Source organism: Marinoscillum pacificum, assembly GCF_024714495.1.
Lineage (GTDB): Bacteria > Bacteroidota > Bacteroidia > Cytophagales > Cyclobacteriaceae > Marinoscillum > Marinoscillum pacificum.
Window position 1 is genome coordinate 377,397 of record NZ_JAMZMJ010000003.1, and the last position, 24,423, is coordinate 401,819.

At 38.3% G+C, this 24,423-nt stretch carries 20 protein-coding genes; 11 read left to right on the plus strand and 9 right to left on the minus strand.

Annotation, left to right across the window (positions count from 1 at the left end; genetic code table 11):
* Positions 1-68 precede the first annotated feature (68 nt).
* The 3 genes from NXS00_RS10960 (at position 69) to NXS00_RS10970 (ending at position 1,562) form a co-directional block, all read left to right on the plus strand.
* Complete coding sequence (locus NXS00_RS10960; protein WP_258099237.1) at positions 69-620, plus strand: carboxymuconolactone decarboxylase family protein; 552 nt, start codon at positions 69-71, stop codon at positions 618-620.
* Between the two features lie 35 nt (positions 621-655).
* Positions 656-1,030, plus strand: a complete 375-nt coding sequence (locus NXS00_RS10965; protein WP_258099238.1) for a cupredoxin domain-containing protein — start codon at positions 656-658, stop codon at positions 1,028-1,030.
* Between the two features lie 85 nt (positions 1,031-1,115).
* The gene (locus NXS00_RS10970; protein ID WP_258099239.1) at positions 1,116-1,562 is read left to right on the plus strand and encodes an NUDIX domain-containing protein; all 447 of its coding nucleotides are present in this window, start codon (positions 1,116-1,118) and stop codon (positions 1,560-1,562) included.
* Between the two features lie 25 nt (positions 1,563-1,587).
* Here the strand turns inward: NXS00_RS10970 and gnd are convergent, their stop codons facing one another.
* A complete protein-coding gene (gnd, locus tag NXS00_RS10975; RefSeq protein ID WP_258099240.1) occupies positions 1,588-2,982 on the minus strand; it encodes an NADP-dependent phosphogluconate dehydrogenase in 1,395 nt (464 codons plus the stop codon).
* A gap of 119 nt (positions 2,983-3,101) precedes the next feature.
* On the opposite strand from gnd, the gene zwf reads away from it, so the two are divergent.
* From zwf to NXS00_RS11000, 5 genes are all read left to right on the plus strand, one after another.
* Positions 3,102-4,619, plus strand: coding sequence for a glucose-6-phosphate dehydrogenase (zwf, locus tag NXS00_RS10980; protein WP_258099241.1), 1,518 nt, complete (start codon positions 3,102-3,104; stop codon positions 4,617-4,619).
* Complete coding sequence (gene pgl / locus NXS00_RS10985) at positions 4,616-5,335, plus strand: 6-phosphogluconolactonase (protein ID WP_258099242.1); 720 nt, start codon at positions 4,616-4,618, stop codon at positions 5,333-5,335. Before zwf ends, pgl begins: the two co-directional genes overlap by 4 nt.
* A gap of 91 nt (positions 5,336-5,426) precedes the next feature.
* The gene (locus tag NXS00_RS10990) at positions 5,427-7,292 is read left to right on the plus strand and encodes a tetratricopeptide repeat-containing sensor histidine kinase (protein WP_258099243.1); all 1,866 of its coding nucleotides are present in this window, start codon (positions 5,427-5,429) and stop codon (positions 7,290-7,292) included.
* A gap of 93 nt (positions 7,293-7,385) precedes the next feature.
* A complete protein-coding gene (locus NXS00_RS10995) occupies positions 7,386-8,528 on the plus strand; it encodes a DUF2911 domain-containing protein (protein ID WP_258099244.1) in 1,143 nt (380 codons plus the stop codon).
* 110 nt (positions 8,529-8,638) lie between these two features.
* Positions 8,639-8,998, plus strand: coding sequence for a hypothetical protein (locus NXS00_RS11000; RefSeq protein ID WP_258099245.1), 360 nt, complete (start codon positions 8,639-8,641; stop codon positions 8,996-8,998).
* Here NXS00_RS11000 and NXS00_RS11005 read toward each other — a convergent pair whose 3' ends face one another.
* The 4 genes from NXS00_RS11005 to NXS00_RS11020 all read right to left on the minus strand — a co-directional run bounded on the left by NXS00_RS11005 (position 8,999) and on the right by NXS00_RS11020 (position 11,419).
* The gene (locus NXS00_RS11005) at positions 8,999-9,349 is read right to left on the minus strand and encodes a hypothetical protein (RefSeq protein WP_258099246.1); all 351 of its coding nucleotides are present in this window, start codon (positions 9,347-9,349) and stop codon (positions 8,999-9,001) included.
* Positions 9,350-9,493: 144 nt separating this feature from the next.
* Entirely contained in the window at positions 9,494-10,168 is a 675-nt protein-coding gene (locus NXS00_RS11010) for a carboxypeptidase-like regulatory domain-containing protein (protein WP_258099247.1), read from the minus strand.
* 107 nt (positions 10,169-10,275) lie between these two features.
* Complete coding sequence (locus NXS00_RS11015) at positions 10,276-10,836, minus strand: dihydrofolate reductase family protein (protein ID WP_258099248.1); 561 nt, start codon at positions 10,834-10,836, stop codon at positions 10,276-10,278.
* 229 nt (positions 10,837-11,065) lie between these two features.
* The gene (locus NXS00_RS11020) at positions 11,066-11,419 is read right to left on the minus strand and encodes an iron chaperone (RefSeq protein WP_258099249.1); all 354 of its coding nucleotides are present in this window, start codon (positions 11,417-11,419) and stop codon (positions 11,066-11,068) included.
* 118 nt (positions 11,420-11,537) lie between these two features.
* Between NXS00_RS11020 and NXS00_RS11025 the strand changes: the two genes are divergently transcribed.
* Positions 11,538-12,047 (plus strand): class I SAM-dependent methyltransferase, encoded by a 510-nt coding sequence (locus tag NXS00_RS11025; protein ID WP_258099250.1) that lies wholly within the window; start codon positions 11,538-11,540, stop codon positions 12,045-12,047.
* 50 nt (positions 12,048-12,097) lie between these two features.
* Here NXS00_RS11025 and NXS00_RS11030 read toward each other — a convergent pair whose 3' ends face one another.
* The 4 genes from NXS00_RS11030 to NXS00_RS11045 form a co-directional block, all read right to left on the minus strand.
* Positions 12,098-13,018: a mechanosensitive ion channel family protein gene (locus tag NXS00_RS11030; protein WP_258099251.1), complete on the minus strand. Its 921-nt coding sequence runs from the start codon at positions 13,016-13,018 to the stop codon at positions 12,098-12,100.
* 270 nt (positions 13,019-13,288) lie between these two features.
* Positions 13,289-13,867 carry a hypothetical protein gene (locus NXS00_RS11035; RefSeq protein WP_258099252.1) on the minus strand — a complete coding sequence of 193 codons (579 nt, stop codon included), beginning with the start codon at positions 13,865-13,867 and terminating at the stop codon, positions 13,289-13,291.
* A gap of 49 nt (positions 13,868-13,916) precedes the next feature.
* On the minus strand, positions 13,917-14,945 hold the full coding sequence (locus tag NXS00_RS11040; protein WP_258099253.1) for an acyltransferase family protein: 1,029 nt from the start codon (positions 14,943-14,945) through the stop codon (positions 13,917-13,919).
* Positions 14,945-15,526: an ankyrin repeat domain-containing protein gene (locus NXS00_RS11045; RefSeq protein ID WP_258099254.1), complete on the minus strand. Its 582-nt coding sequence runs from the start codon at positions 15,524-15,526 to the stop codon at positions 14,945-14,947. Before NXS00_RS11045 ends, NXS00_RS11040 begins: the two co-directional genes overlap by 1 nt.
* A 138-nt stretch (positions 15,527-15,664) precedes the next feature.
* On the opposite strand from NXS00_RS11045, the gene NXS00_RS11050 reads away from it, so the two are divergent.
* Together NXS00_RS11050 and NXS00_RS11055 are read left to right on the plus strand one after the other, a co-directional pair.
* Complete coding sequence (locus NXS00_RS11050) at positions 15,665-17,758, plus strand: helix-turn-helix domain-containing protein (protein ID WP_258099255.1); 2,094 nt, start codon at positions 15,665-15,667, stop codon at positions 17,756-17,758.
* Positions 17,759-18,158: 400 nt separating this feature from the next.
* On the plus strand, positions 18,159-24,422 hold the full coding sequence (locus tag NXS00_RS11055; RefSeq protein ID WP_258099256.1) for a T9SS type A sorting domain-containing protein: 6,264 nt from the start codon (positions 18,159-18,161) through the stop codon (positions 24,420-24,422).
* Position 24,423: the final 1 nt, after the last annotated feature.

The following is a 24,423-nucleotide window of genomic DNA, read 5'->3' on the forward strand; positions in this document are numbered from 1 at the left end:
TTACCCACCTCCATATGTGGCGTAAAATTGAAGTGTAAAACAAAACAATCAATTAAAACACATACAAAATGGAAACTAGAATAGCAGTACCAACTAAAGACCAAGTGTCTGAAACTAACCAACAAATCTTTGATCAACTTCAGGGTAAGCTGGGTTTTGTTCCTAATCTATATGCGAGCTTCGCTCACAATGAGACAGCTCTTGCAGATTACTTAGCACTACAAAACAGAAAGAGCACATTGAAAGCTAAAGAGCGTGAAGTAGTGAATTTGGTAGTATCGCAAGTAAATGAGTGTGCATACTGTTTGGCTGCTCACACGGCAATCGGGAAAATGAATGGCTTTACTGATGAGCAATTAATTGAAATCAGAAAGGGAGAGGTGACTTTTGATGCGAAACTGGATGCTTTGGCAAAATTAACTAAAGATTCAGTGGTTAACAGAACAAGCATCTCGGAAGAATCATTGAATGGTTTTTTCGCAGCAGGCTATACTAATGCCAATTTGGTAGATGTGATCATGGTGATTGGAGATAAATTTATCAGTAACCTGATTTATGGAGCTACTAACATCCCTGTAGATTTTCCAGCTGCACCAGAGTTGACTGAAGCAATTGCTTAAATTTTATTGAATCTCAACACTAATCAGAAAGTAGTATGAAAACGTTTTTGGCACTGATCGTCATTGGTGTGATGACTCACATCTCAAGCGATTTAATGAAACAAAAAACCAAAGTGGTTAAGCTAGAACAAGTTCCAGGTGAATTCAAAACTAAAGAACTAAAGCTAGCTGCTGGGAGACCATATGTTTTTGAAGTAAAAAATGATGGAGTGGATCATGAAGTGGGTTTTGTAATTACTCCAAAGGGCAAAGAACAAGATCAAAATAGTCATGTGACTGAATCTTACCTTTCTAAGACCATTAAGAATGGAGAAAAGGCAGAGTCTGGCACGGTGACTTTAACCAAAGGAGAGTACGTGTACTTCTGCCCATTGAACCCTACACCATCTTATACACTCATTGTAGAATAGATTATTTATTGGTAGATCAATTTTCGCGGAGGCGGTTTCTGAATGGGAACCGCCTTTTTTTATTTGCATGTATTAATTTGGCAGGATGTCGAAACAAGTAGAAGTGACTGTCAGTGGAATCATTTTTAATCAAAATAAGCAGGTATTACTTTGTAAATCACCTAAATGGAATAATCAATGGGTCATTCCTGGAGGACATGTAGAGTATGGCGAAAGGCTTGAAGAGGCTTTGATTAGGGAAATGAAAGAGGAAACTGGACTGACAGTGTATGATGTGAAGTTGGTTAGCCTGCAAGAGAGTATCGCTGATCCATCGTTTCATGAATCCAGACATATGCTTTATGTGGATTTCAGTTGTGCCACTGATCAGAATGATGTGTTGCTAAATGATGAAGCAGATGAATATAAGTGGGTAGACTTTGTTGATGTCCTATCTTATGATTTGGGCGGGTTCTTACCGCAACTTTTTGATCAAATGATCAATAAAAAAGCTCAGCATGAATATCCCGTATATTTTGGTTATTCAAGCTGAGCTTCCTGTTAAAGTTTATGTGGGTTTACCACTCAGTGTGGAATATACCTTCTCTATCTGTACGCTCATAGGTATGAGATCCAAAGTGGTCTCTTTGAGCTTGAATTAAATTCAAAGGCAAGTTGCCAGATCTGAATGAATCGAAGTATGCGATAGCTGAAGACAATCCTGCTACAGGGATGCCACTTCCTACTGCAAATTGAACTACGATTCTAGCATCACCTTCAATAGTTTTAAGCGTTTTAACGAAATCTGGATCCAACATCAAGTTGTGAAGGTCCGGAGTTCTATCATATGCTTTTCTGATGTCTTCCAACAAACCTGCTCTAATGATACAACCACCTCTCCAGATCTTAGCGATGGTCTCCATGTTTAGGTTGTAGTTGTATTCTTTATCAGCAGCTGCCAACTGAGACATGCCTTGTGCATAGGTAACAATGAATGCGAAATACAATGCGTTTTCTAAAGTTTTAGCGTCTGGCTTGTCCTGACCGATAGAAGCCGTATGGTAAACTTTATCCGCTTCTACTCGGTAATCTTTCATAGATGAGATTTCTCTCATGGTCACAGCTGAATCAATAGTTGGTACAGGAATACCAAGATCCATTGCATTTTGAGAAGTCCATTTTCCTGTGCCTTTTTGCTTGGCTTTATCCAGAATAACATCTACCAGGTCTTTGCCAGTTAGTTCATCCTTTTTAGCGAAGATTTCAGCTGTAATCTCAACCAGGAAGGATTGAAGTGTTCCTTTATTCCAGGTGTCAAACAGGGAAGCTAATTTTTCATTGGTATAACCAGCACCTTTTTTAGCTACATCATAGATCTCAGAGATGAGTTGCATTAAGCCATATTCTATGCCATTATGAACCATTTTTACATAGTTTCCGGCAGAACCTCTACCCATATAAGCTACACATGGTTCTCCATTTACTTTAGCTGAAGCAGCTTCAAAAATGGTTTTTACATGTTCGTAGGCAGCTTCACTACCTCCAGGCATAATACTTGGACCTCTTCTTGCACCTTTAGCACCACCAGATACACCGGCACCGAAGAAATTCATTCCTTTCTCTTCCAAATAGGAGATACGTCTTTCTGTATCTTCAAAGAAAGAGTTACCTCCGTCGATGATGATGTCTCCTTTGTTCAAATGAGGAAGCAATGTGTCAATTACGGCATCAACGGGCTTACCAGCTGGAACTAACAACATGATTTTTCGTGGAGTTTTTAATGCCTTGACAAAAGTTGCAGCATCTGTGGTTCCATCGACTCTTACTTGTGATCCTTCTTCCTTAAGAGCTGAGACTTTTTCATCATCTGTATCCAATCCCATGGAGGAAAATCCATGATCAGCTACATTCAAAATGAAATTTCTTCCCATTACTCCTAAACCTACTAGTCCAAAATCGTGTTGTTCTGACATTATGATATAATTTTAGCTTCTATTAAAGGTCCTGCTTATTGGGGTTTTAAACTAAGGACCGGACAGGTTTGTTGTTTTAGAGGCATGAAATTAATGCTTCCAATTTTATAATCGAAGGAATGATAAAAAATGATAACCAGATTCTGGTAATATTTGGTGCTTCGGGTGACCTCACCGCTCGAAAACTGATACCGGCAATCTATAATTTGTATAAAAAAGACTATCTGCCTGAGAAGTATGCGATAGTAGGGGTAGGGCGTACCAGTTATGATGATGAAGAGTTTCGTCAGAAGGCAGTTATAGAAAACGAACATATTAAAAAAGAAGGTGACAAGTCTCTGGAAGACTTTGCGAAGTTGATTCACTACCATTCTTTGGATACTTCCAACAAGGAAGATTATAAAGGGCTTTCTGATAGACTTCATTCTATTGATGATGACTTTGGAACCAACTGCAATGTGATATTCTATTTGTCCGTGCCTCCAAGTTTGTATGGAGTAATTCCTAAACATCTTGCTTATGCTGGATTGAATGAAGAAAAGAGTGGTTGGACACGGTTGATTATCGAAAAACCGTTTGGTTATGATCTAGAGTCAGCAAAAGAATTGAATAAGACTCTTTTAGAAGACTATAGAGAAGATCAGATCTATAGAATCGATCATTACCTGGGTAAAGAAACCGTTCAGAACTTATTAGTCACTCGATTCTCAAATAGCATTTTCGAACCACTTTGGAATAGAAACTATATCCATCGAGTTGAGATCACATCTGCTGAATCTGTAGGAGTGGAGAAACGAGGAGGCTATTATGATGGTTCTGGAGCTTTACGAGATATGGTGCAAAACCATTTACTGCAGTTAATCGGATTGGTGGCTATGGAGCCTCCAGTAAAATCTGATGCTAACAGTATCCGAAATGAAAAGCTAAAGGTTTTCCAGTCACTGAGACCAATGACTCCTGAAGATGTTAAAAACAACGTCATTAGAGGTCAGTATACATCGAGTAAGATTAAAGGTGAGGAGGTAAAGGGGTATCGTGAAGAAGAGGGAGTTGATCCAGAATCAAAGACCGAGACCTTTGTAGCACTTAAATTCTTTATTGACAACTGGAGATGGTCTGGAGTGCCATTCTATATTCGATCAGGTAAGAAGTTGCCTACTCGAGTGTCTGAGGTGGTCATTCATTTCAAACCGAATCATCACCGTTTATTCAGCCAGAGCCAGAAGATCAACTCACAAAACATGCTGGTTTTGAGAATTCAGCCGGATGAAGGGGTGCTTTTGAAGTTTGGTATGAAGGTGCCTGGTCAGGGCTTTGATGTGAAAAATGTCAACATGGACTTCTTATATTCCGATCTGACGGATGCTTATGTACCAGATGCCTATGAGCGTTTGATTTTGGATTGTATGCAAGGAGACGCTACACTGTATGCTAGAGGAGATAGTGTTGAAGCAGCATGGGAGTTCATCGATCCAATATTGAAAGCCTGGAAAGAAGACTCTTCCATTCCAATCTATGGATACCCAGCAGGCACTTGGGGTCCTGAAAATGTTGATGATTTAATAGAAGGTGAGCACATGATGTGGAGATATCCTTGTAAAAACTTAGCCGAAGACGGAATTTTCTGTGAACTATGACGAAAAACGATTTTAGAATATATGATACGCCTCAGCAAACCGCTGAGGCTTTTGGTGATTACCTAATGGAAGAAGCTGCGAAGAAAGAGGTCTTCCATGTAGCATTGTCTGGCGGGTCTACACCGAAAATACTTTTTGATTACCTGGCAACCTCTTATGCTGAAAGTGATGTTTGGAGTAAAATGCACTTTTACTGGGGAGATGAGCGATGTGTTCCACCTTCTGATGATGAGAGCAATTATAAAATGACCAAAGAGCGGTTGTTTGACAAAACTCCAGTTCCAGCAGAAAACATTCATAGAATATTGGGTGAAAATGATCCGGCAGAGGAAGCAGAGAGATATGGGGAGTTACTTCTTGAAAACATGGATGTAAATGATGGTCTTCCTGTTTTCGATATGGTTATACTAGGCATGGGCGAAGATGGACATACTGCTTCCATATTTCCACACCAAATAGAACTATTGGAGTCGAAAAACATCTGTGATGTCGCTGTTCATCCTGATAGTGGACAAAGACGAGTTACACTGAGTGGACCTGTGATAAATGCTGCCCAAGAAGTCATTTTCTTGGTGACCGGTGCCGGTAAAAAGCAGAAGATCGAGGAGATATACAATCAAAATGGAGACTGGAAATCATATCCTGCAGCGCATATCAACTCTGTTGGTCGACAGTTTTGGTATGTTGATACTAATGCAGTTGAAGGTATCGTTTGACATTCTTTAGATTAGCCATATCAATCATCACCAGTAATTATAGGACTCATCACTTATAAAAGTGAGTTTAAAGAATTAACCTATCTCAAATATGAGATTAACCGGATTAATACTGGTATTATTTTTTTCTGTATCAACCTCTGCACAAACTTCATATATTGAAGAGCTAAAGGATAAGTTATCCGATAATCAAACTGATAGTGCTACGGTAATGATCAAAACTACTCTCGCAAGAGAACTTGTTTATATTGATAACTCCGAAGCCTATCGGCTGGTTCAGCAGGCGATTAGTTTGGCTAATGAGAAAGATCTTGAGTTAGAGGGGGCTTATGCACTGCGTATTCTTGGAGTTATTATGCGAGAATATGGTTTTTACATTAAAGGCTCTGAAGTCTTATTAGATGCGAAAGCCATTTTTGAAGAGTATCATGATGAACTAGGAGTAGCTAATTGTTATTTATCTTTAGGGAACCTATATAACTATCTAGGTAATCAGGACTTGGCCCTTTCTAATGAGAAGAAAGCAATTGAAATTTTCGAAAGACTAAATATCCCTGAGCGCTTAGGGGTAGTCTATAATAACATAGCTAGAACGTATTATGTCTTTGAAGGCTATGATTCCGCGTCTTACTTCTGCAAAAAATCAATTGAGGTAAATGAATCAAATTCTAATTACCCGTTGATTCAAAGTAGTTACAGGAATATGGGCTTGATTTTCACTAAAACTGAAAATTATGATTCCGCGATAGCTGCATTTAATAAAGTTTTGGAATATCACGAGAAACAGGGACAATATTCCAATAAATGGGCTGCAGCAGAAGCATACTTAGGGTTAGCAAAAGTTTACATGCTTTCTAACAAAGAAAATCTGGTTCATGACAATTTACTAAATGCAAAAGACATTTGTGTCGAGCAAGGGTATTTGGATGTATTGAAAGAAGTGATTCAAATTACTTTTAAGTATAATCAAGCAATTGGTGATTATGATCAGCTTGACAGAGTATGGACAAGCTATCAAAATCTCACAGATTCCTTATTGTTAATTGAACGCGATAACAAGAAGTATGTCGTTGATTGGTACGAAGAGCGTATACAAAAAGATACTGAGATTGCTGAGTTTGCAGACAAACTAGGAAAGCAAAAAGCACAGATTGTAATCCTGCTTATCACAATGGTGTTTGTTTTGGTGATGCTATTATTATTTATTAACAATGTTCAAAAAGTTCGTAGAATTAATAATGTACTGAAGACGCAGAAAAAGGAGCTCGAAAAACTCAATCAGACCAAAACCAAACTATTCTCAATAGTTGCGCATGATTTTATTAGTCCACTTTCTAATGTTTATTCCTTTTCGAGGTTATTGGTGGAGGATCATAAAATCAATCCTGAGGATCAAAAAATTATAGTACAAGAGCTCAATCAGTCTGTAGAGAATACTATAGGACTTACTAAAAATTTGCTTACCTGGGCTAGAGGTCAAATGGATGGGGAGATTTTTAATCCATTGAACGTGGAAATAGGTCAATTGATGAAATACGTTGTTCAATCCATTTCTAGCCAGGCTAAATCGAAGAGTATTGACATCAAGGTTGATCAAATTGAACCATTAATGGTGTATGGAGATCCTGCTCATCTGGAAGTGATTTTCAGAAACATAATTTCAAATGCTTTAAAATTTAGTCATCCGGAACAGTCGATTGATATTGATATCAAAAAAGAGGGTGATCGAGTAGTGATAAAATTTGAAGATCATGGTGTTGGGATGTCTGATGAGGTGATGAACTCACTATATGAGCTTAAGGAATATCATGACTCCAGAGGAACTTCAGGTGAAAAGGGTACTGGTCTCGGGCTAATCATCTGTAAAGAATTTGTTGAGAGGAATTTCGGAAATATGAATATATCCAGTATTCAAGGCAAAGGCACGGTCTTCACTCTTTCATTCCCAGTGGTTTAATTCCATACATCATTTATTTATGCCCCTTACCATAATTTTGACAGGATAGCTGAATTGAGTGATTGTTTTTATCATAATCAAACCAAACTAATAATGATGAAACAAAAATTGATTTATGCATTGATTGCATTTGTGTGCTTATGCAGTCCTTCCTATGCACAATTAAAAAGTCTTCCGCCGAGTGGAGCGAATCAAAAAAGCGAAATCAAGCAATACATAGGCGGTGTAGCCTGGGTAAAAGTGTCATATGGTAGTCCTGATGTTGCTGGACGTGAAGGAGCTATTTGGGGGCAATTGGTGCCATATGGCATGAATAACCTCGGTTTCGGAGCTTCTTCTGATAACAATCCGTCTCCATGGAGAGCTGGAGCTAATGAGAATACCGTATTTGAAACCTCACATGACTTACAAGTAAATGGTAAGGTGCTTCCAGCTGGGAGATACGGCTTTTTTATTGAGACTGTCGAGAACGGAGATTGGAATTTGATTTTCAGCAAAGAAGCAGATGCCTGGGGAAGTTTCTTCTATACTCCTGAGGATGTTATTTTGAAAGTAGGAGCAACACCTGCTGATCTCGATGAATCGATTGAGTTTTTTTCCTATGAATTCACCACTCGCCAAAATGATCAAACGACCCTGGTTATGAAATGGGAGAAGAAGATGTTGCCGATAGAATTGGTACTAAAAGATGCTAATCAGGTAACTCTGGACGCGCTAAAAAGTGAATTGAAAGATTCTCCAGGTTTTACTTATACCAATTGGGTCAGTGCAGCTAACTGGGCTTCTTCTGCTGGGTTTCATGAGGAGGCCATTCTCTGGGCAGAAAATGCGATTTCATTGCCGTTTATTGGACAGAAAAATTTCACAACACTTTCTACAAAATCTTCGGTATTGCTAAATGCTGGCAAATCTGAAGAATCAATGAAGCTAATGGAGGAGGCAGTGGCTCTGCCTGGAGCTCCTGTATTTCAGGTTCATGCTTATGGAAGACAGTTGATTGCAGCGGGGGAGAAACAAAAAGCATTGGAAGTGTTTCAACTGAATCACAAGAATAATGCAGGAGTATGGCCAACAAATTATGGATTGGCTAGAGGGTATTCAGCAGTAGGTGATTATAAGAAAGCTATTAAATACCTGGAAGAAGCTCTGAAAAAAGTTCCTCCGGGTGATACGCTTAACCCTCCAATTATGAAGGAGAATATTGAGAAGTTGAAAAAAGGGCAGGATATCAATTAATTTAAATCCCCACTACGGTGGGGATTTTTTATCGGCATGAAACTTATATTGGTCGAATGAAGTTCTCATCCTCTTTCGGTATGAGCTAACTTTTGTCTAAAGCCTAAAATATGCCTGTTTCAACCTTCAATTATAAGAATAAGCGCATAGTATTCATTGATTATACTACTTGCAAAACCAAAGAGGAGATGATCGCTACGTTGAGAGATGCATCTGAGATATTCAAGACAAGCCCGGAAAAGGTGCTGTCATTAAGTGATTTTACCGGAGCCTTTGGAAGTAAGGAATTTATGGATGAAAGTAAGCGACTGAGCGTAGAGATATTACGCGCTAAAACAGAGAAAGCAGCTTTATTAGGTATTACCGGTATAAAGAAAGTATTGTTAAAAAGTTTCAATGCCTTTTCAACGAATAAACTGGTTCCTTTCAGTACTAAAGAAGAGGCCTTGGAATATCTCGTCTCAGAGTAATTACTTAACTAAATATTCTTTAGCCGTGTCTTCATCATCAAATGGACGCATAGCTCCTCCCAAAATTCTATTGTATCCTAAAAGCAAAACTTTTTTAGCCCCCGTGATGCCTACTATTGCAGCTTTTGTAGGGATGTGTTTAGTGTCTTTTCCCAGTTGCCTGATATAATTAGTAAACTTAGTAGTAGCAAATGCCTCTGTAATATTAACCAGACGAAGATGTTCCTTTTCATCTTTCATGATCATGCTACGAAGATTCTCTGCTGTGTTCAACATTTGATCCTCTGTTTCTCCTCTATAGTCAACGTAAATTATTTCTTTGCCTTTATGGAAGATCTTTTTAACTGGCATACTTGTGACGGTGAATGATTGAGTTATATGAAAAAATCCACTCTAAACTAAAAATTATGATTGAATTTGACAATAACAGGGAGTCATTAACCTTAGAAAATTGAAGTTCAGAAATAGTAGAATTTCTATAGGTTTATTAATCAATTAGTTAGTGCTGAGAGTAGAGTCCTGTTGGTTCAATTCTTTCTTTTTTAATTTGAATATTGATAATGGAATATCGGTTCTTTGATGAGTTTTGGGTTCAAATCGATTTTTTGTTGAGAGATTTTTAAAGGACTTAATGAGCCCTTTGGAGGGATCGCTGCTGAATATGCTCACACCTTGAGGTCCTCTGATGAAGCTTTTGTAGTTGTCCATACTAGACATTCCAGGTGAATATCCCGATAAATACATGATGGTTGCTAGCCGCATATTTGCCTGTGCATTCATCTCTTCTTTTGTTTCATGAATCTCCATATTGATCAGTTCCTTTTTGAATTTGGCTTCACTTGGGAGCACACCAATGATGACTTCTTCAAGTTCTGTTATCTTCGGATGCAAAAATAATTTTAGGGTGTCTGCTGTCGAATTTGGAAGTAACACCAAATCATCATACATGACATGGGAAATAGTAATTGTTCCTGTTATCAGTTGGTCTAGATGGAAATAGCCGTTGATATTGGATACAGTGCCAAAGGAGTCTGAACGGATATGAGCGAAAGGAACAGGTTCGGATGTTTTGATGTCCAGAATCTGTCCAGTGCTTCTGGTTTGAGCGTGAATCTGGGAAATTGAAAACAAACTAAATCCCAGGGCGAAATACAAGGTGTAGTTAGGCATGGTTTGTTTTTACTAAACAACTCATATCCTGTATGTTAATCGTAATCCTTTAGTTTGTTTTAACAGTTAGCGGTTTGATTTTGCAGGATTTAACAAAAAAGAGGTGGCTAGATGGCCACCTCTTCAGTAATGTATTGCATTCGATAATGAATCATTTGTACACCATTGGAATAGTTGATCCGGTGAAGATGATCTAGTTGAAACCCATCACAGCATCCATCAAATAAATGAATTCCATCACCCAGTAGGATGGGGTTCAGTTTGATAATTAACTCATCAATCATTTGATGTTTTAATAACTGTTTTGCCAACTGACCACCTCCACATAAATAGATGGGTGAACCAACTTGTTCTTTCAGTTGATGAATGGTTTGACATAGATCAGCTCTTTTGATAATCTGTACCTGTTCATGGGAGTTATTAAAACTCAATGTATCAGATACAATGAAATGATTCATATGTGGATATGCGGGATGGCCTGGTTTTAGACCATATTGATATCCATATTCGTATGTGTTGCGTCCCATGATTGTGGTGTCATAGTCTTTGAGTTGATTTAGATAATCGTCAACATGTTCACCACTTTCAATAAAACAGTCAGTGCTACCATCTTTTCTAGCGATAAAGCCATCAAGGGAAGTAGCAACATGATATATGATTGCTCTCATTGAGATTTGGAGTAAAAGTGAAATAGAAATTAAAACTGATAGTCAGATCTATCTGATGTTGAGTAGATAATTACAATCATGATTAATAAAGTTATGATTCGATGAAATAGATAAAGAAATCAGGCATGAGCCTGCTGTTCAAATACACTTACTATTTGCTTTACTGATCTGGGAGGAGTTTCCCGTACGGATGTGTCTTAAAGAATCATAGGGTAAATATAGTAAAAGTTTAGGATCCATATTTTTTCATGTGTTCGACTAGTCTGAATTGTGTGATTCTTTGAATGAGAGCTTTGGGTAGGTCTTCTGTTAATGGGAACTGGACGCTTCCTTTGGATCCCTTGAATTTGGATAAGTCTTCTTTGAATGCTTCAAGTCCTGACGGGGCAGGGTAGAACCCAACATGTTTTTTGAATCCTCCAAAATGAACGACGTTTTTTCCTTTGATTTTATAAGTAGGGATGCCATAACTGATTACTTCTTCAGCTTGAGGTAGCATCTCTTTCAAGATGGTTCGCATCTCTCTTAATCGTATCTGAACTTGTTCATCAAAGCTTTCAATGTATGCATCAACTTCATTCATGGGATTTATTCTTTAAAGACTTTAGTTAACTTATTCAAAGTTATTACAATGACAGCCTTCATGAAATCAGTAAAACCGACAAAGTGAAGGGGTGTTTGCGTCATTGAATTTATAGAAAATGGAGATATCCGAAGCGGCCAGGTTAATTGATTTTCAAGTAGGTAATGGAATCCAAATTTGGGCTGATTTGGGTTGTGGGGCAGGTACTTTTACTTATGCTTTAGCTTCCAAATTGCCGAATGATAGCACGGTATATGCTGTGGACAGAGAAAACCAACATTTGAGAACTACCTATGGTCAGGTAGCAGTTGAATTTGTCCAGTCCGACTTTCAGTCTGGATTGAATAGTCTACCACTACTGGATGGAGTCATTATGGCAAATTCGCTACACTTTATAAAGGATAAAATAACCTTCTTTGATCATCTCAAGAGAAAACTAAAGAGAGAAGGTAAATTGCTCATAGTGGAATATGAAACCAATGTTGGGAGTAACTGGGTGCCATTTCCTATCAGGTTCAATGAGCTAAAGGCGTTGGCGAATCTATCCGGTTTTACGCAAGTTTTGAAGCTTGGTGAAATACCTTCCAGGTATCAAGGATCAATGTATTCCGCCTTGTTGACTATTTAGATATGAAAAACTCCAGCATTTATTTCACTGCTGGAGTTTTTCAGTTTGACTTAAGCCTTTTCTTCTTTATTGAGCTTAAGATGAAGTGGCGAGATCTCATCTCCCCAATAAATCGTTCTGTGTGGGAATGGAATTTCTATTCCGCTAGCATCAAAGGCAACTTTAAGTCGTTTGTTGAATTCTCTACCTACCACCCACTGCTGGATAGGATAGGTTTTAATTCTTGCTTTGATCACGACGGCACTATCTCCGAATTTATCCAAGCCGAAGATTTCCATTGGCTCCATAATTTTGTCCTTATACTCTTCGTCTTCCTTCAGTTTAGCTCCAACGTCTTTGATGATTTCTATTACCTTATCTACATTTTCCTTGTATGCCACTCCTATATCAAAAACCATGGCGGACCAGTCTTTAGTCATGTTCGCTAGTGTGTCAATTTTGCCATTTTGAAAGGTGTGAACTACTCCAGACAAATCGCGAAGAGTTACTGTGCGTAAGTTGATACCTTCTACTAATCCACCGGTTCCATTGATGACCACAACGTCACCAGTTCTTATTCTGTTTTCAAGCAACAGAAAAAAACCTGAAATGCCATCTCTTACAAGCTCCTGTGCTCCAAAACCAACAGCTAAACCCACGATTCCTGCACCTGCTAAGATTGGTGCGATATCCATTCCTAGTTGTTTTAAGAATATGAGTATGAAGACAGCCCAGAGACTAATAATAATGGTCCCTCGAGCAATATTGATGAGAGTGGTGGCTCTTTTTTCTTTCTCAACCAAATTTTCCTGATCATTATGTACAGAAGCGATGATTACTTTTCTTAGTCTTCTAAGAATCACTTTCATTACCCATAATGCGATGAAGAAAATGATGATGATCAGGAACAGGCCGGGTACAGTTTCTATGGCCCAGTTGACTGTTTTGTTGAAGATTGTGGCGTAAAAATCTTCATTGAGTAGTTCTTTCATAAAGCACAATTAAATAAACTCCTAACCCAATATATAATGGTTTGTTCATGTGGTGATCTTCAAAAAATATAAGAATGATATGAATTGTTAGGTATTTGATAAATTAGAAGAAACTAACAACCATTTTTTATGAATAAACTATTTTTTGCCAGTTGCATTGCGCCAATTGTATTTTTTACTGCAACTGAGGTTAGTGCACAAGGAGATTCAAAACCTTAAGATCTCTGTGTTATATTGTTGATGATGTTTCTATTTGTATCCTATCTCCTTTTAATTTTCTTCTGTTTCATAATTTGGGTTGATCATGATGTGCGCTCTATGAGTGCCGGGATTCATGATCCAGGGAGCACCGGGTACAAGTGGAAATGTAGGAAGTCCGGTTGATTCTGCTGTCGCAAAAGGAATATAAACCACAAATCTCAGTTTCGTGTTAACAGGTTCATTGTTGGCATCCAAATCTCCTGAAAGTACATATAGTGTTGTTTTGTCGGGCATTTCCAATTCTCCGGACCTTACTTCCTTCTCACGTTGATCAAAAATTGCTTGAAAATCCATTCCCTGCTTTTTAAGCTCTCTTCCCCGAATCATGAAGGGTTCTAATGATTTGTGATATGCTGCTACACTAAAGTTTGATTTTGTGGGGTCATCTGCCAAGCAAATCATGTCATTAGTACCTTTTCGCAGTGTGACAATTTCTCCTTTTTCATCATAACCCAGCACAGTCGCTCCACTACGCAGATCTTCAGCTAATGGAAGTACGGCTGTTCTTATTTGCCATTCTTTAGTAGGTGCTTGTCCGATGACTAATTGTTGACAGCAGATAGCAAAAATGATCAGGGCGAATTTCATGCGAATTGGTTTTTAGTGTATTACTAAATGTACAAAATTCGCCTCATAATCACTTCATGCCAAACAAGATACGTAAGTATGGAATTCTCCGAATGAGCTCATAAGTGCCAAGACATCCAATGAAGGTGAAAATAGTTACCAATACCAACTGGAGCGTCGTGTCTATTCCTGTTTTGAAAATTAGGGCTGATCCTAAATACAGATAGACCATATGCAGAATGTAAACCGGATAAGCTCCTTGACTCAAATAGTTCAGTGTATTACTTGGTCTATTGAGATACATTTTGCCAAATGCCAGAATGGAGAATATCCAGAGATTAGATTCAATTGACAGCAATGGACCCGGACTTTTTAAATTATACATCCACAGTCGAAGTACAAATAACCCAATTGCTCCTAATAGGAAGACAAAACGCCATTTGATTAGCATTTCCCAGAACTTATCGTCACCATGAATGAAGAAATAACCGCAAATGAAGGCTACCGCTCCAAGTACCCAACCATGAAGTGTAAGTGCATATACCTCGAAGGCAGTTGGATTCACAAGCAACACTTCTCCTATCATCAACGCAATGACAAGCAATAGACCTAATGGTGTTTCGAAAAGTCTTTTCATGAACCTACTCGCTGGGTTGTCCTTCTTCATATAATAGAATAATGGCCAAAGGCATATGATGTAGGTTACTAGATTTCCTAAAAACCACAAGTGACCTGGGGTTGGTGAGTAGGCTAAAGGAATCTCGTAGTATTTTTGGAAAATGAGCCAATGAAGTGGCACGATGCAAAGCAATCCAAAAATGTATGGAACGAGTATTCTTTTAGCACGTTCAAATAGCAATTCCTTCACAGAGCGTTTTTTCATGGCAAAGGCAATACCCATACCAGATACAAAAAACAAGAAAGGGATTCGCCACACATTAAGCAATGACATTGGTGTCCAGAGCCAGGATAGCGATTCATCACTTTGGATGAATGCTATCATGATGCCCCATGGCTGAAATGCTATACCTATGTGGTAGATGAGTAATAAACCAATGGCAATTACTCTCAGCCAATCGATATCGTATCGTCTTTCCATTATGATTTCAAGATTTTTGCTACCTCTGGTCTGGTGCTTTCAATTTTCTGTAGATCAAGGCTGAATCCCATTGGGCTCAATTGCTTTTCCATCATGATGTAGATTCCTTTTACATCTTCAAAAGAGCCTTCAACGGACATAAGAGCCGTGGATCCATAGGTGTTTTTGATGGATTTATCAGCGCCATTTTCTAGAAGAAGTTTAACGATTTCTGTTTCACAGAAAAACGCTGCAGTGTGTAGAGCAGTAGATCCTTCTTTATTAGTGAAGTTTACTTTTACTCCTGCATCGAGAAGTGTTTTGACTATCTCTTCGTTTCCAAATAGAGCCGCAGTAATCAATGGACTAGAACCTCCAAATGGATCAGGTTGATTTAAGTCGGATCCCGCTTCTATATGTTGTTTCACAGCCTCCAGGTTTCCAGTAATCACTGCAGCATGAATGTCTATATCAGGAGCCTTTGCGTTGCTCGCAGATTCAGTAGTGGAAGAAGAAGGCTGACTATTACAGCTAACTAATAGAGTTAGTAATGCAATAAAAAATGTCCCTTTGATCACGTTTTTAATCATTAAAGTTTTCATGTGTTTTTAATGTTTAGTTTTTACAATGAATTGATGATACAAAGGTGAAAAAGTGCTCTGAGGTACTGTTATCAGCTATGAAGCCAAAGATGTTAACTTTCAATCAAGAGTATGATTTATGCTCAAACAGTATAAATTATGATGCAAAACACTATTTTTGATCCAAATAAGCCTTGTTTACCACCTATGCCGAGTGAGTTTTTAAAACGTACTGAAAATGCTGTCTTAGAGCACTTATCCAATGAGCAATTTGGTGTTTCAGAGTTAGCTGATGCAGTGAGCATGAGCCGGTCAAACTTACTCAGGAAGATCAAGGCTGAAACTTCTCTGTCTGCAAGTCAATACATTCGGCAAATAAGGCTAGAAGAGGGGATGAAATTACTCAAAGAAGGGGAGTTGAATGTTTCTGAAGTAACTCACCAGGTTGGTTTTGGAAGTACCTCTTATTTCATCAAGTGTTTTCGAGAGCACTATGGATATCCTCCCGGTACCGTAGGAAAAGAATCGGAACAACCTATAGAGCAAGAAGAACCTGCAGTTGAAAACCAGTTTAAGAAAGGTTGGATAAATCAAGCCTTGCTGGGAGTCGGTATCATCTTGTTGTTGGTGCTTGTGGTGTTTTTCTTTAAAAATGATGATCAAGAGGCAAAGCCGGTAGAGAAATCAATAGCCGTATTGCCTTTTAAAAACCTCAGTGCTGATTCATCCAATATCTATCTGATCAATGGATTGATGGAAACCACATTGAATAACCTTCAGAAGATCAAAGACCTTAGAGTAGTAAGCAGAACCTCGGTGGAGAAATTTCGAAATACAACGCTTACAGTACCTGAGATTTCTTCGATGCTTCCAGTTGGCTATTTTGTAGAGGGTAGCGGACAAAAGGTCGGAGATAGAATACAACTCAATATTCAATTGATAGAGGCTGCCAGGGATAAGCAAGTTTGGTCTCAACAATACAACAGAGAAGTAAATGATATTTTTCAATTGCAGGAGGAGATAGCAAGTAGTATTGTTTCTGAGATTCAAGTTGTGATTACGCCAGAAGAGCGTGAATTGATTGCTTCTATTCCTACAAAAAATATGGATGCTTATGACTTATACCTTAAAGGACGAGCAGCCATAAGAAAAGAAACGATAGAGGGATTGAATGAAGGGATTCCATATTTCAAACAGGCTATTGATTTGGACAATGAGTTTGGTCTCGCTTATGCTTATTTGGCTATAAGCTACTATTATATTGACATATTCAAGACTGATAAGAAGTATCTGGATGATGTGAATAGTTTAGCCGATAAGGCATTGTTTTATGCACCTAATTCGCCTGAAAGCTGGATTGCAAAAGGATCCTATTATCAACAGATTGGAGAGTATAAAGAAACAGAGAAGTACTTTTTGCAAGCTCATAAACTAGCACCAGGATCTTCAGATATTGTCAATCAACTTTCTGATTTCTATACTCGTTATTATCCAGACACCAATAAGTACCTGGAGTTTGCTTTGAAAGGTGTTCGACTCATTTCTAACAGTAAGGATTCATTGACCACAAGTTATTTGTATCTGCATTTGAGTAATGCTCTGATTCAGAATGGCTTTGTGGATGAAGCACTTGTATATGCTAATAAGTGCCTCGAATACTTTCCTGAGAATCCATATGGTTATATCAAGCCCTACATTCTTTATGTGAAAAATCGAGATATCGCTCAAACGCGTAACATGTTGCTCAATGAATTCAAGAAGGATACCACACGTTTTGACATACTTCAAGAAATTGGCAAACTGTACTATTGCGAAGGTAATTTTGATAAAGCCTATGAAGTTTATGATCGATTTATCAAGCTGAGAGATCGATTGGGCATGGATGTTTATCATTTTGAATATTTGAAAATAGCTGATACGTTCATCAGAAAAGGTGAGCAGGAGCGAGGAGAGCAATATATCGAGGGATTCAAAGAGTTTGCAGATGGTGATAAATCCAGGTATAAGGATATTCATTATGTCGCATACTATACCTATACAGGTCAACTAGATAGCGCAGAATACCACATGAAGCGATTCGCTGAACTCGATGGATTTCAGTACTGGATATTGCTATTCATAGAAGATGATCCAGGGATGGCTCCAATCAAAAACAAAAAATGGTTTAAAGAATCACTTTCCAAATTAAGAAACACCTTCTGGAGTGATCACGAAAAACTCAAAGCAAAGCTGGAAGAAGAAGATTTGATTTAATAGAGCATTTAAATAATGGTCCAATTAAAGAGCAAATCTTACCTACTCGTTATATTTCAAACGCAAGAATGACCCTGATCTTAAATGTAAATAAGTCTAAAAATTAAGTCACTAATTCTTTCCAATAGGCTTGTAAAATCCTGATTATGGAAAGTTTCATTTTCCTCAAATTTCTTCACCTGCAATTACCTGTTCAAAATTATATTGATAGGTGATTTCCATAGGTTTTTAGCATTTCGCACGTGATTCACTTACAAGGATTGCTGAATTTTTAATGACGGTAATAAATTGATAATCAATAAGTTGTGATTGATGTGTGGGCTGTTTTATCTTGACTGACAGCTACATCAACCTGTTGAGTATTACTATGTATTAGTCACACTTTTCACAGCATTTAACCATGAATCAATTTGTTATTTTTCGAACAGTAATTGCTACGATTTTTTGCAGTTTCTCATTTGTTGTTTTTTCACAAACTACCTCCTGGACAGGTACTTCAAGTGAGGAATGGAGAGAAGTAACTAACTGGACTAATGGAGTCCCGGATGCAACCAAGGATGCAGTTATAGGTGATGCAAATTTTGTTGGACCCAACCAACCCACTCTTGAAAGAGGAAAAGGTAGTGGAGAGTGCAAGAGTTTAAACATCGGAAGTGGGGTACAAACATGCACTTTGACATCTCTGGATAATCTCTATGTTGGCGGGGATATTACTATTGGAAATAATGGAACTATTCTTCATACTCATAACAATATTTCCCTTACGGGAGATTTTCTAAACTCTGGTGTCTATACCGCTTCTGGTAAAAAAAGAACCGTAATTTTTGAAGGAGAATCACAGATGATTGGAGGATCTAGTTTTACCACTTTTGAACAAGTAAGAATTGAATCGACTAGTACAACTACCTTAGATCAAAACATTGTAATAGAGGAAGAGTTAGCAGTAATTGGAGTTTTAAATCCAACTGCTAGCTTTTCAGTGAGTGGAACAGGAAGCATTGAACTTCAGGGTTTAGGAACCATTAAAGTAATGGCAAGTACTTATGCTGCAAACTATTTGAATTCTGGTGGTTTAACTTTTAAGAAATCTTTGGGAACTGTAGATTATGCTGCTGCAGCAATTGATCAAACAGTTGATGAAACAATCGATTATCGTACGTTGCGAATTTCTGGAGGAATGACTAAAACCTTGCAGGCCAATACAACGGTTCGGAATTATTTGCAGATAGAAGAAGGTACTTTGGATATTGCAACTTTTACAATCGATAGAAACAATAATGGAGGGTTTTTGTCAGTCGCATCAGGAGCTACTCTTAGAATTGGTGGAACACAGTCTTTTCCCTCAAATTATGCTACGCATATTTTAGCCAGTGCAAGTACTGTAGAGTATTACGGTGCTAACCAAGTCGTGGCGTCAGAAGATTACGGTAATTTAATTTTGAGTAGTTCAGGTGGAGCAGTGATAAAAACAATGCCAGTGGATCCTATGACTATTTTAGGAGATTTGACGAGCAGTGCTTCATCAGGTTCATTGAGTTTCACTGCCTCAGGTTCGGTGACTGTTTTTGGTGATGTAACTCTTGGTGCCAATACAATATTTGATGGTTCTACACATGAGCACCAGTTCTGGGGTGACTGGACCAATGAAGGGGTATTTACAAATACCAGTGGTAAATTGGTTGCGAATGGTGGTAACAATTCATGGAGTGGGGCAGGTTCTTTTGCCCTTGGTGATGTTGAAATAAATGCCGCAAAGGTGACTCTAAATGCGGGTAGTAATTTAGATATTTCGGGATATTTTGTTTCAGGTACAGGAGGAAGTTTCACTCATTCCGGTGGGGGTTCAGGAGCTGTGAATATGTCATCATCCAATGATATCCTGGCTGGTAACTTCGTATTAAGTAGCCTGACCATTGAGTCTGGAGCCAGTATCAATGCTTCCTTGGTATTCACTATTTCAGGAGATTTAATAGTTGATGGAGCTTTAAATTGTCAAAGTACCAATCATTTAGTTTTTACAGGTGTCAATAAAGTGGTCTCGGGATCAGGTGCTATTCAGTTTAACCATCTATCCATTCCTACAGGTAGTAGTATTACTACGTCAAAAAGTTTATCAATCGGAGGCAATGTGCTGATATCTGGAGCTTTTACCGCAACTGCTGGCACCATAACATTTAATGGGAATTCAAATCTATCAGGGACTATTAGTGTCTTTGACTTATTAGTGGATAATGCTTCCAACCTTACAATGGGTGTTGACGCTTCACTGAACATCGCCGGAACGGATGGTGTAATTGGTACAGGTATATTTGATCCTACTTCTAATATTCCAAATACGGTAGCATATAATTCTTCAGGTGCACAAATTATTTCATTTAGTGATTTTTATAATCTCAGTTTTTTGAATGGAGATACTAAGAGTACTTCGGCCGGAATTACAGTGTATGGTGATTTAATTATTGGTACCGCCACAACTTTTTCAGGAAGTACGTTCAGTCATACCATACAAGGTAATTGGAAGAATCAGGGTAGTTTTTTGCCTGGGTCTTCTACCATCATTTTATCTGGATCAATCAGTAGTACAATAGATGGTGTTACAACTTTCAATGCTCTTACAGTCAATAAAACGGATGATCACGAGTTAACATTAAATAATGATGTAACAGTTGCTTCGCTGGATATGACTGCAGGTCTAATGAGGACCGGAGCTAGTTCCATAACTATAACTTCAACCAGAGTTGGAAATGGAATTATATTGGGAACCATTACTCGTCAGCATGCCTTTACCACAGGTACAAATTATGCCTTTGAAGGACCAAATAACTTTATTCAATTTGCCGCGATTGTTGGAACCATTAATGAGATTACTGTGGTAGTAGACAATGAATCACCTTCAACCTTTCCATATAGAGAGTCAATAAATAGGGTGTATGATATTGCAGTATCAGGAGCCATTACTTCTTATTTGGCAACAGTAAGATTTCATTATGAAACAGCAGAGTTAAATGGGAATGACGAAAATAATTTGTCATTGTGGAATGATCAGGGAATTACCTCATGGATATCCCTTGGTTTACTTAGTAGTAACAGTGCATTAGATAACTGGGTCGAGCAGACAGGTTTAGGAAGCCTGGAAAATAAGTGGTCTTTGTCGGATGGTCTTAAAGTGCTGAGCTGGACCGGGATTAATAGTTCATCTGTCTCTGATCCGGGCAATTGGAGTCTTACTGCCGGAGTGACTACTGCGCCTCCAGGTCCTGATGATGTTGTAGTATTTGGAGATTTTGCATTTGCAAACCATCCTGTTTTTGATGCTAATACTACGATCAAACGTATGATTTTCGAGTCTACCCAACCAACTACAGTGTCGATAGGTGCGGGGGATACTTTGATTATTTCAGGGGATATTTTAGGAGATTGGACATTAGGAAATGCAACACACGCTATCAACGTAGGTGGAGAAGTATTGATGGTTAATGGGAATTTGGAATTAAGTGATGGTACAACTGGTCATGCGGTAAATCTTACTGCGACTAGTGGTTCTATTAGTGTGTTAGGTAATTTCATTCAAGATGGAGGTTCAGTTGTAAGCTTTACCAACACTGCTACTTTACATGTTGAAGGAGATTATCTGTATGGAGATGGGACATTTGTTTCAGGCAATAGTACTGTAGTTTTTGACGGTGCCAACAATCAATTGGTTGCAGGTCTAAATTACCATCATTTGACAATCGATAAAAGTAGTGGATTAGTGACTACTGGAGATGCCATTCAGGTTAATGGAGATTTTCTTCTTTCGGATGGAGAATTTAACCTCGATCATAACCTCGATCTTAACGGTGACTTTACTGTTGATACTGGAACTATTTTTAACTCTGGAAATGGAAATAGCATATCGCTTGCAGGAAGCATGCTATTCAATGGAACTTTTAACTCAGAGACTACCAATTTTATTCTTGATGGGACTACAGATCAAGACGTAGTATCGGCTACTTTTTACAATATAGAAGTGAATAAAGCTTCAGGAGTAGCCAATATGGTGGGTGATATTTCAATAAAAGGTAATGCTCAAGTGAATAATGGAACTTTAGATGTTGGGACCCATTCAATAACTCGTACATCCAGCGGTGGAGCAGCTATCATAAGTTCAGGAGGAACAGCACTTTTTGCTGGAGGGAGTACTCAGGTGCAAAATTTTGCAACAATGATCATTGACCCGGCAAGTACAGTGCATTTTAATGGGTCAATTTCCCGAGTTATTCCTCCATTTAATTATGGAAATCTTATTATTTCAAATGCAGGAACCAAGTCTTTGATAGGTAATACCGGTGCTCAAAGTCTTACGGTAGAATCAGATGGAACACTCGATATTTCTGGGTATTCATTTTCATTGGGAGGGGATTTGACAGTTCTGGGCGAACTGGAAACAACTGATAGCTATTTGGAGCTCAACGGTACTGATGATACAATAGAAGGAACCATAACATTTGATGCAGTGCAGATTAATGGAAGTTACGATTATGTATCAGGGAGTCCAACCTTTGCAGGTCATGTAGAAATAGGCTCAACTGGAGATCTTGACTTAGGAACAGCAACCGTTGTAGTTTCTGGCAATTATATCAATAGAGGGATCACACAGTCTAATGGTGTAGTTACATTTACAGGCACTCAACAACAAACAATCAGGTTGCTGAACGCTATATCATCTTCTTCAACTGGTGTTATCAATTTCAACGGAAATGTTGCTCCGGTGTTGAGTTCTACCTCATCACCTCAATACGCCACAGTCAACATCAACAATACGGCTGGTATCACACCATCTTCACCATGGACTGTGGAGGTAAATATGAATATAGCGAGTGGAGCATCTTTTAATGGCGGATCGCTTACTCATACGATCAAAGGGAATTTTAACAACAATGGGACTTTCACAAGTGAAGGAGTAGTGAATTTTAATTCAATTAATTTTCCAACATCCATTACTTTAGGAGATGATTTTACCACCTCTGGGCTGGTTGTTTTCGGAGGGGATCAAGCGGTTACGCTGACTGATAACACACCTCAGTTCAACCTTGTAACCATCTCCAATTCTAACTTATCTGGAATATCTGCAAGCTCTAACTGGCAGGTTGAGAGTGGCTTATACATAGATTCTGAAGGTACTTTTAAAGCGGGATCGTTTTCGCATACCGTTTCTGGAGATTTTGTAAATCAGGGAATTCTGGATGGGGAGTCATCTACAATGATTTTTGATGGCAATACTGGTTCAGATGTGATTGCAGGGAGTGGTGTTAGTACGTTTAATCATTTGACAATTGCAACCGGTACTGTTCTAGAAGTTCTCTCTTCCATACAGGTTACTGGTGATATGGTAAACAATGCTACTACACTAGATCTTGCGAGTAGTGTGGTTGAATTTACAGGCACTGAGGTTTCCAATATCTCTGGAAATGCAATCAATTTTAATGATATGGTTATTAATAAAAATGGTAATTCTGTCGAATTGGGTGTGAATATAAGTGTAGATAATACAGTATCAATGACCGATGGGTTCTTGGATTTGAATGGAAATACTTTAACCATTTCTAATCCAATATCAACCGCAATCAATAGGACTAATGGGTTGATTTTAAGTGAGCTTTCAGATAATACAAGTAGAGTAGATTGGGCTGTAGGTACAGAATTGGGCGCTCATGAAATTCCTTTTGGGAATGCAAGTGGAGATTATATCCCATTTGTTTTTGATCTTAATTCCGGGGACGCGGGATTGTTGTCGGTAGCCACTTATCCAACTGCAACTAATAATTTGCCTTTGCCATCGGGAGTATTGCATGTTAATCGCGGAAATTTTGATAACAGTGCTAATGTAGTTGATCGCTTCTTTCAAATAGATCTATCTGGGGATACTACTCCAAATGCATCCATTACTTTATCTGCATCTGCATCGGAGGTTGGGTCTATTATTAATTTGGTAGGCCAAAGGTGGAATGGCACTAATTGGGATGGTCCTCTTCCAGGGCAATCTAATACTTCGAATTCTGTGACTATTCCGAATGTTACACAGTTTTCGCCTTGGGTTATGTCAGGAAATGATACGCCTCTCCCTGTGGAGTTGGTGGCTTTCAATGCTAATCAAGTGAAAGAAGAAGTAAAACTGGAATGGCAAACCGCTTCTGAGCAAAGCAATAAAGGGTTTTTTATAGAGAGATCAGATGATGGTCATTTATTCCACAGCATTGGCTTTAAAGAAGGAAAAGGTGACTCTAAGGAAATAGAGAATTACAGTTTTGAGGATTTTGATCCGATAAAAGGCCTTGGTTACTATCGATTAAAGCAAGTGGATTTTGATGGCGCTTTTGAATACAGTGCTATTAAGTCAGTGATATGGGAAGGTATCAATGATAAATCAATTTCTGCGTACCCGAATCCCCTTAAAGGGTCGTATTTGAAGTTGCATTCGAGTGGTTTTAGTAACACAGAAATTCAAGTTTTAATCAGAGACTTAAACGGTGAGCTTGTGATGAAGGAGATTATTCATGTGGACTATGATCAGGAACTATCAGAGTTATTGTTGCCTAAAGATTTGGCAAAGGGGCTTTATATAATTGAGTTTACACAAAATGAGTTTACACTTCAAGAAAAGTTATTATACCAGGGTCTTTAAT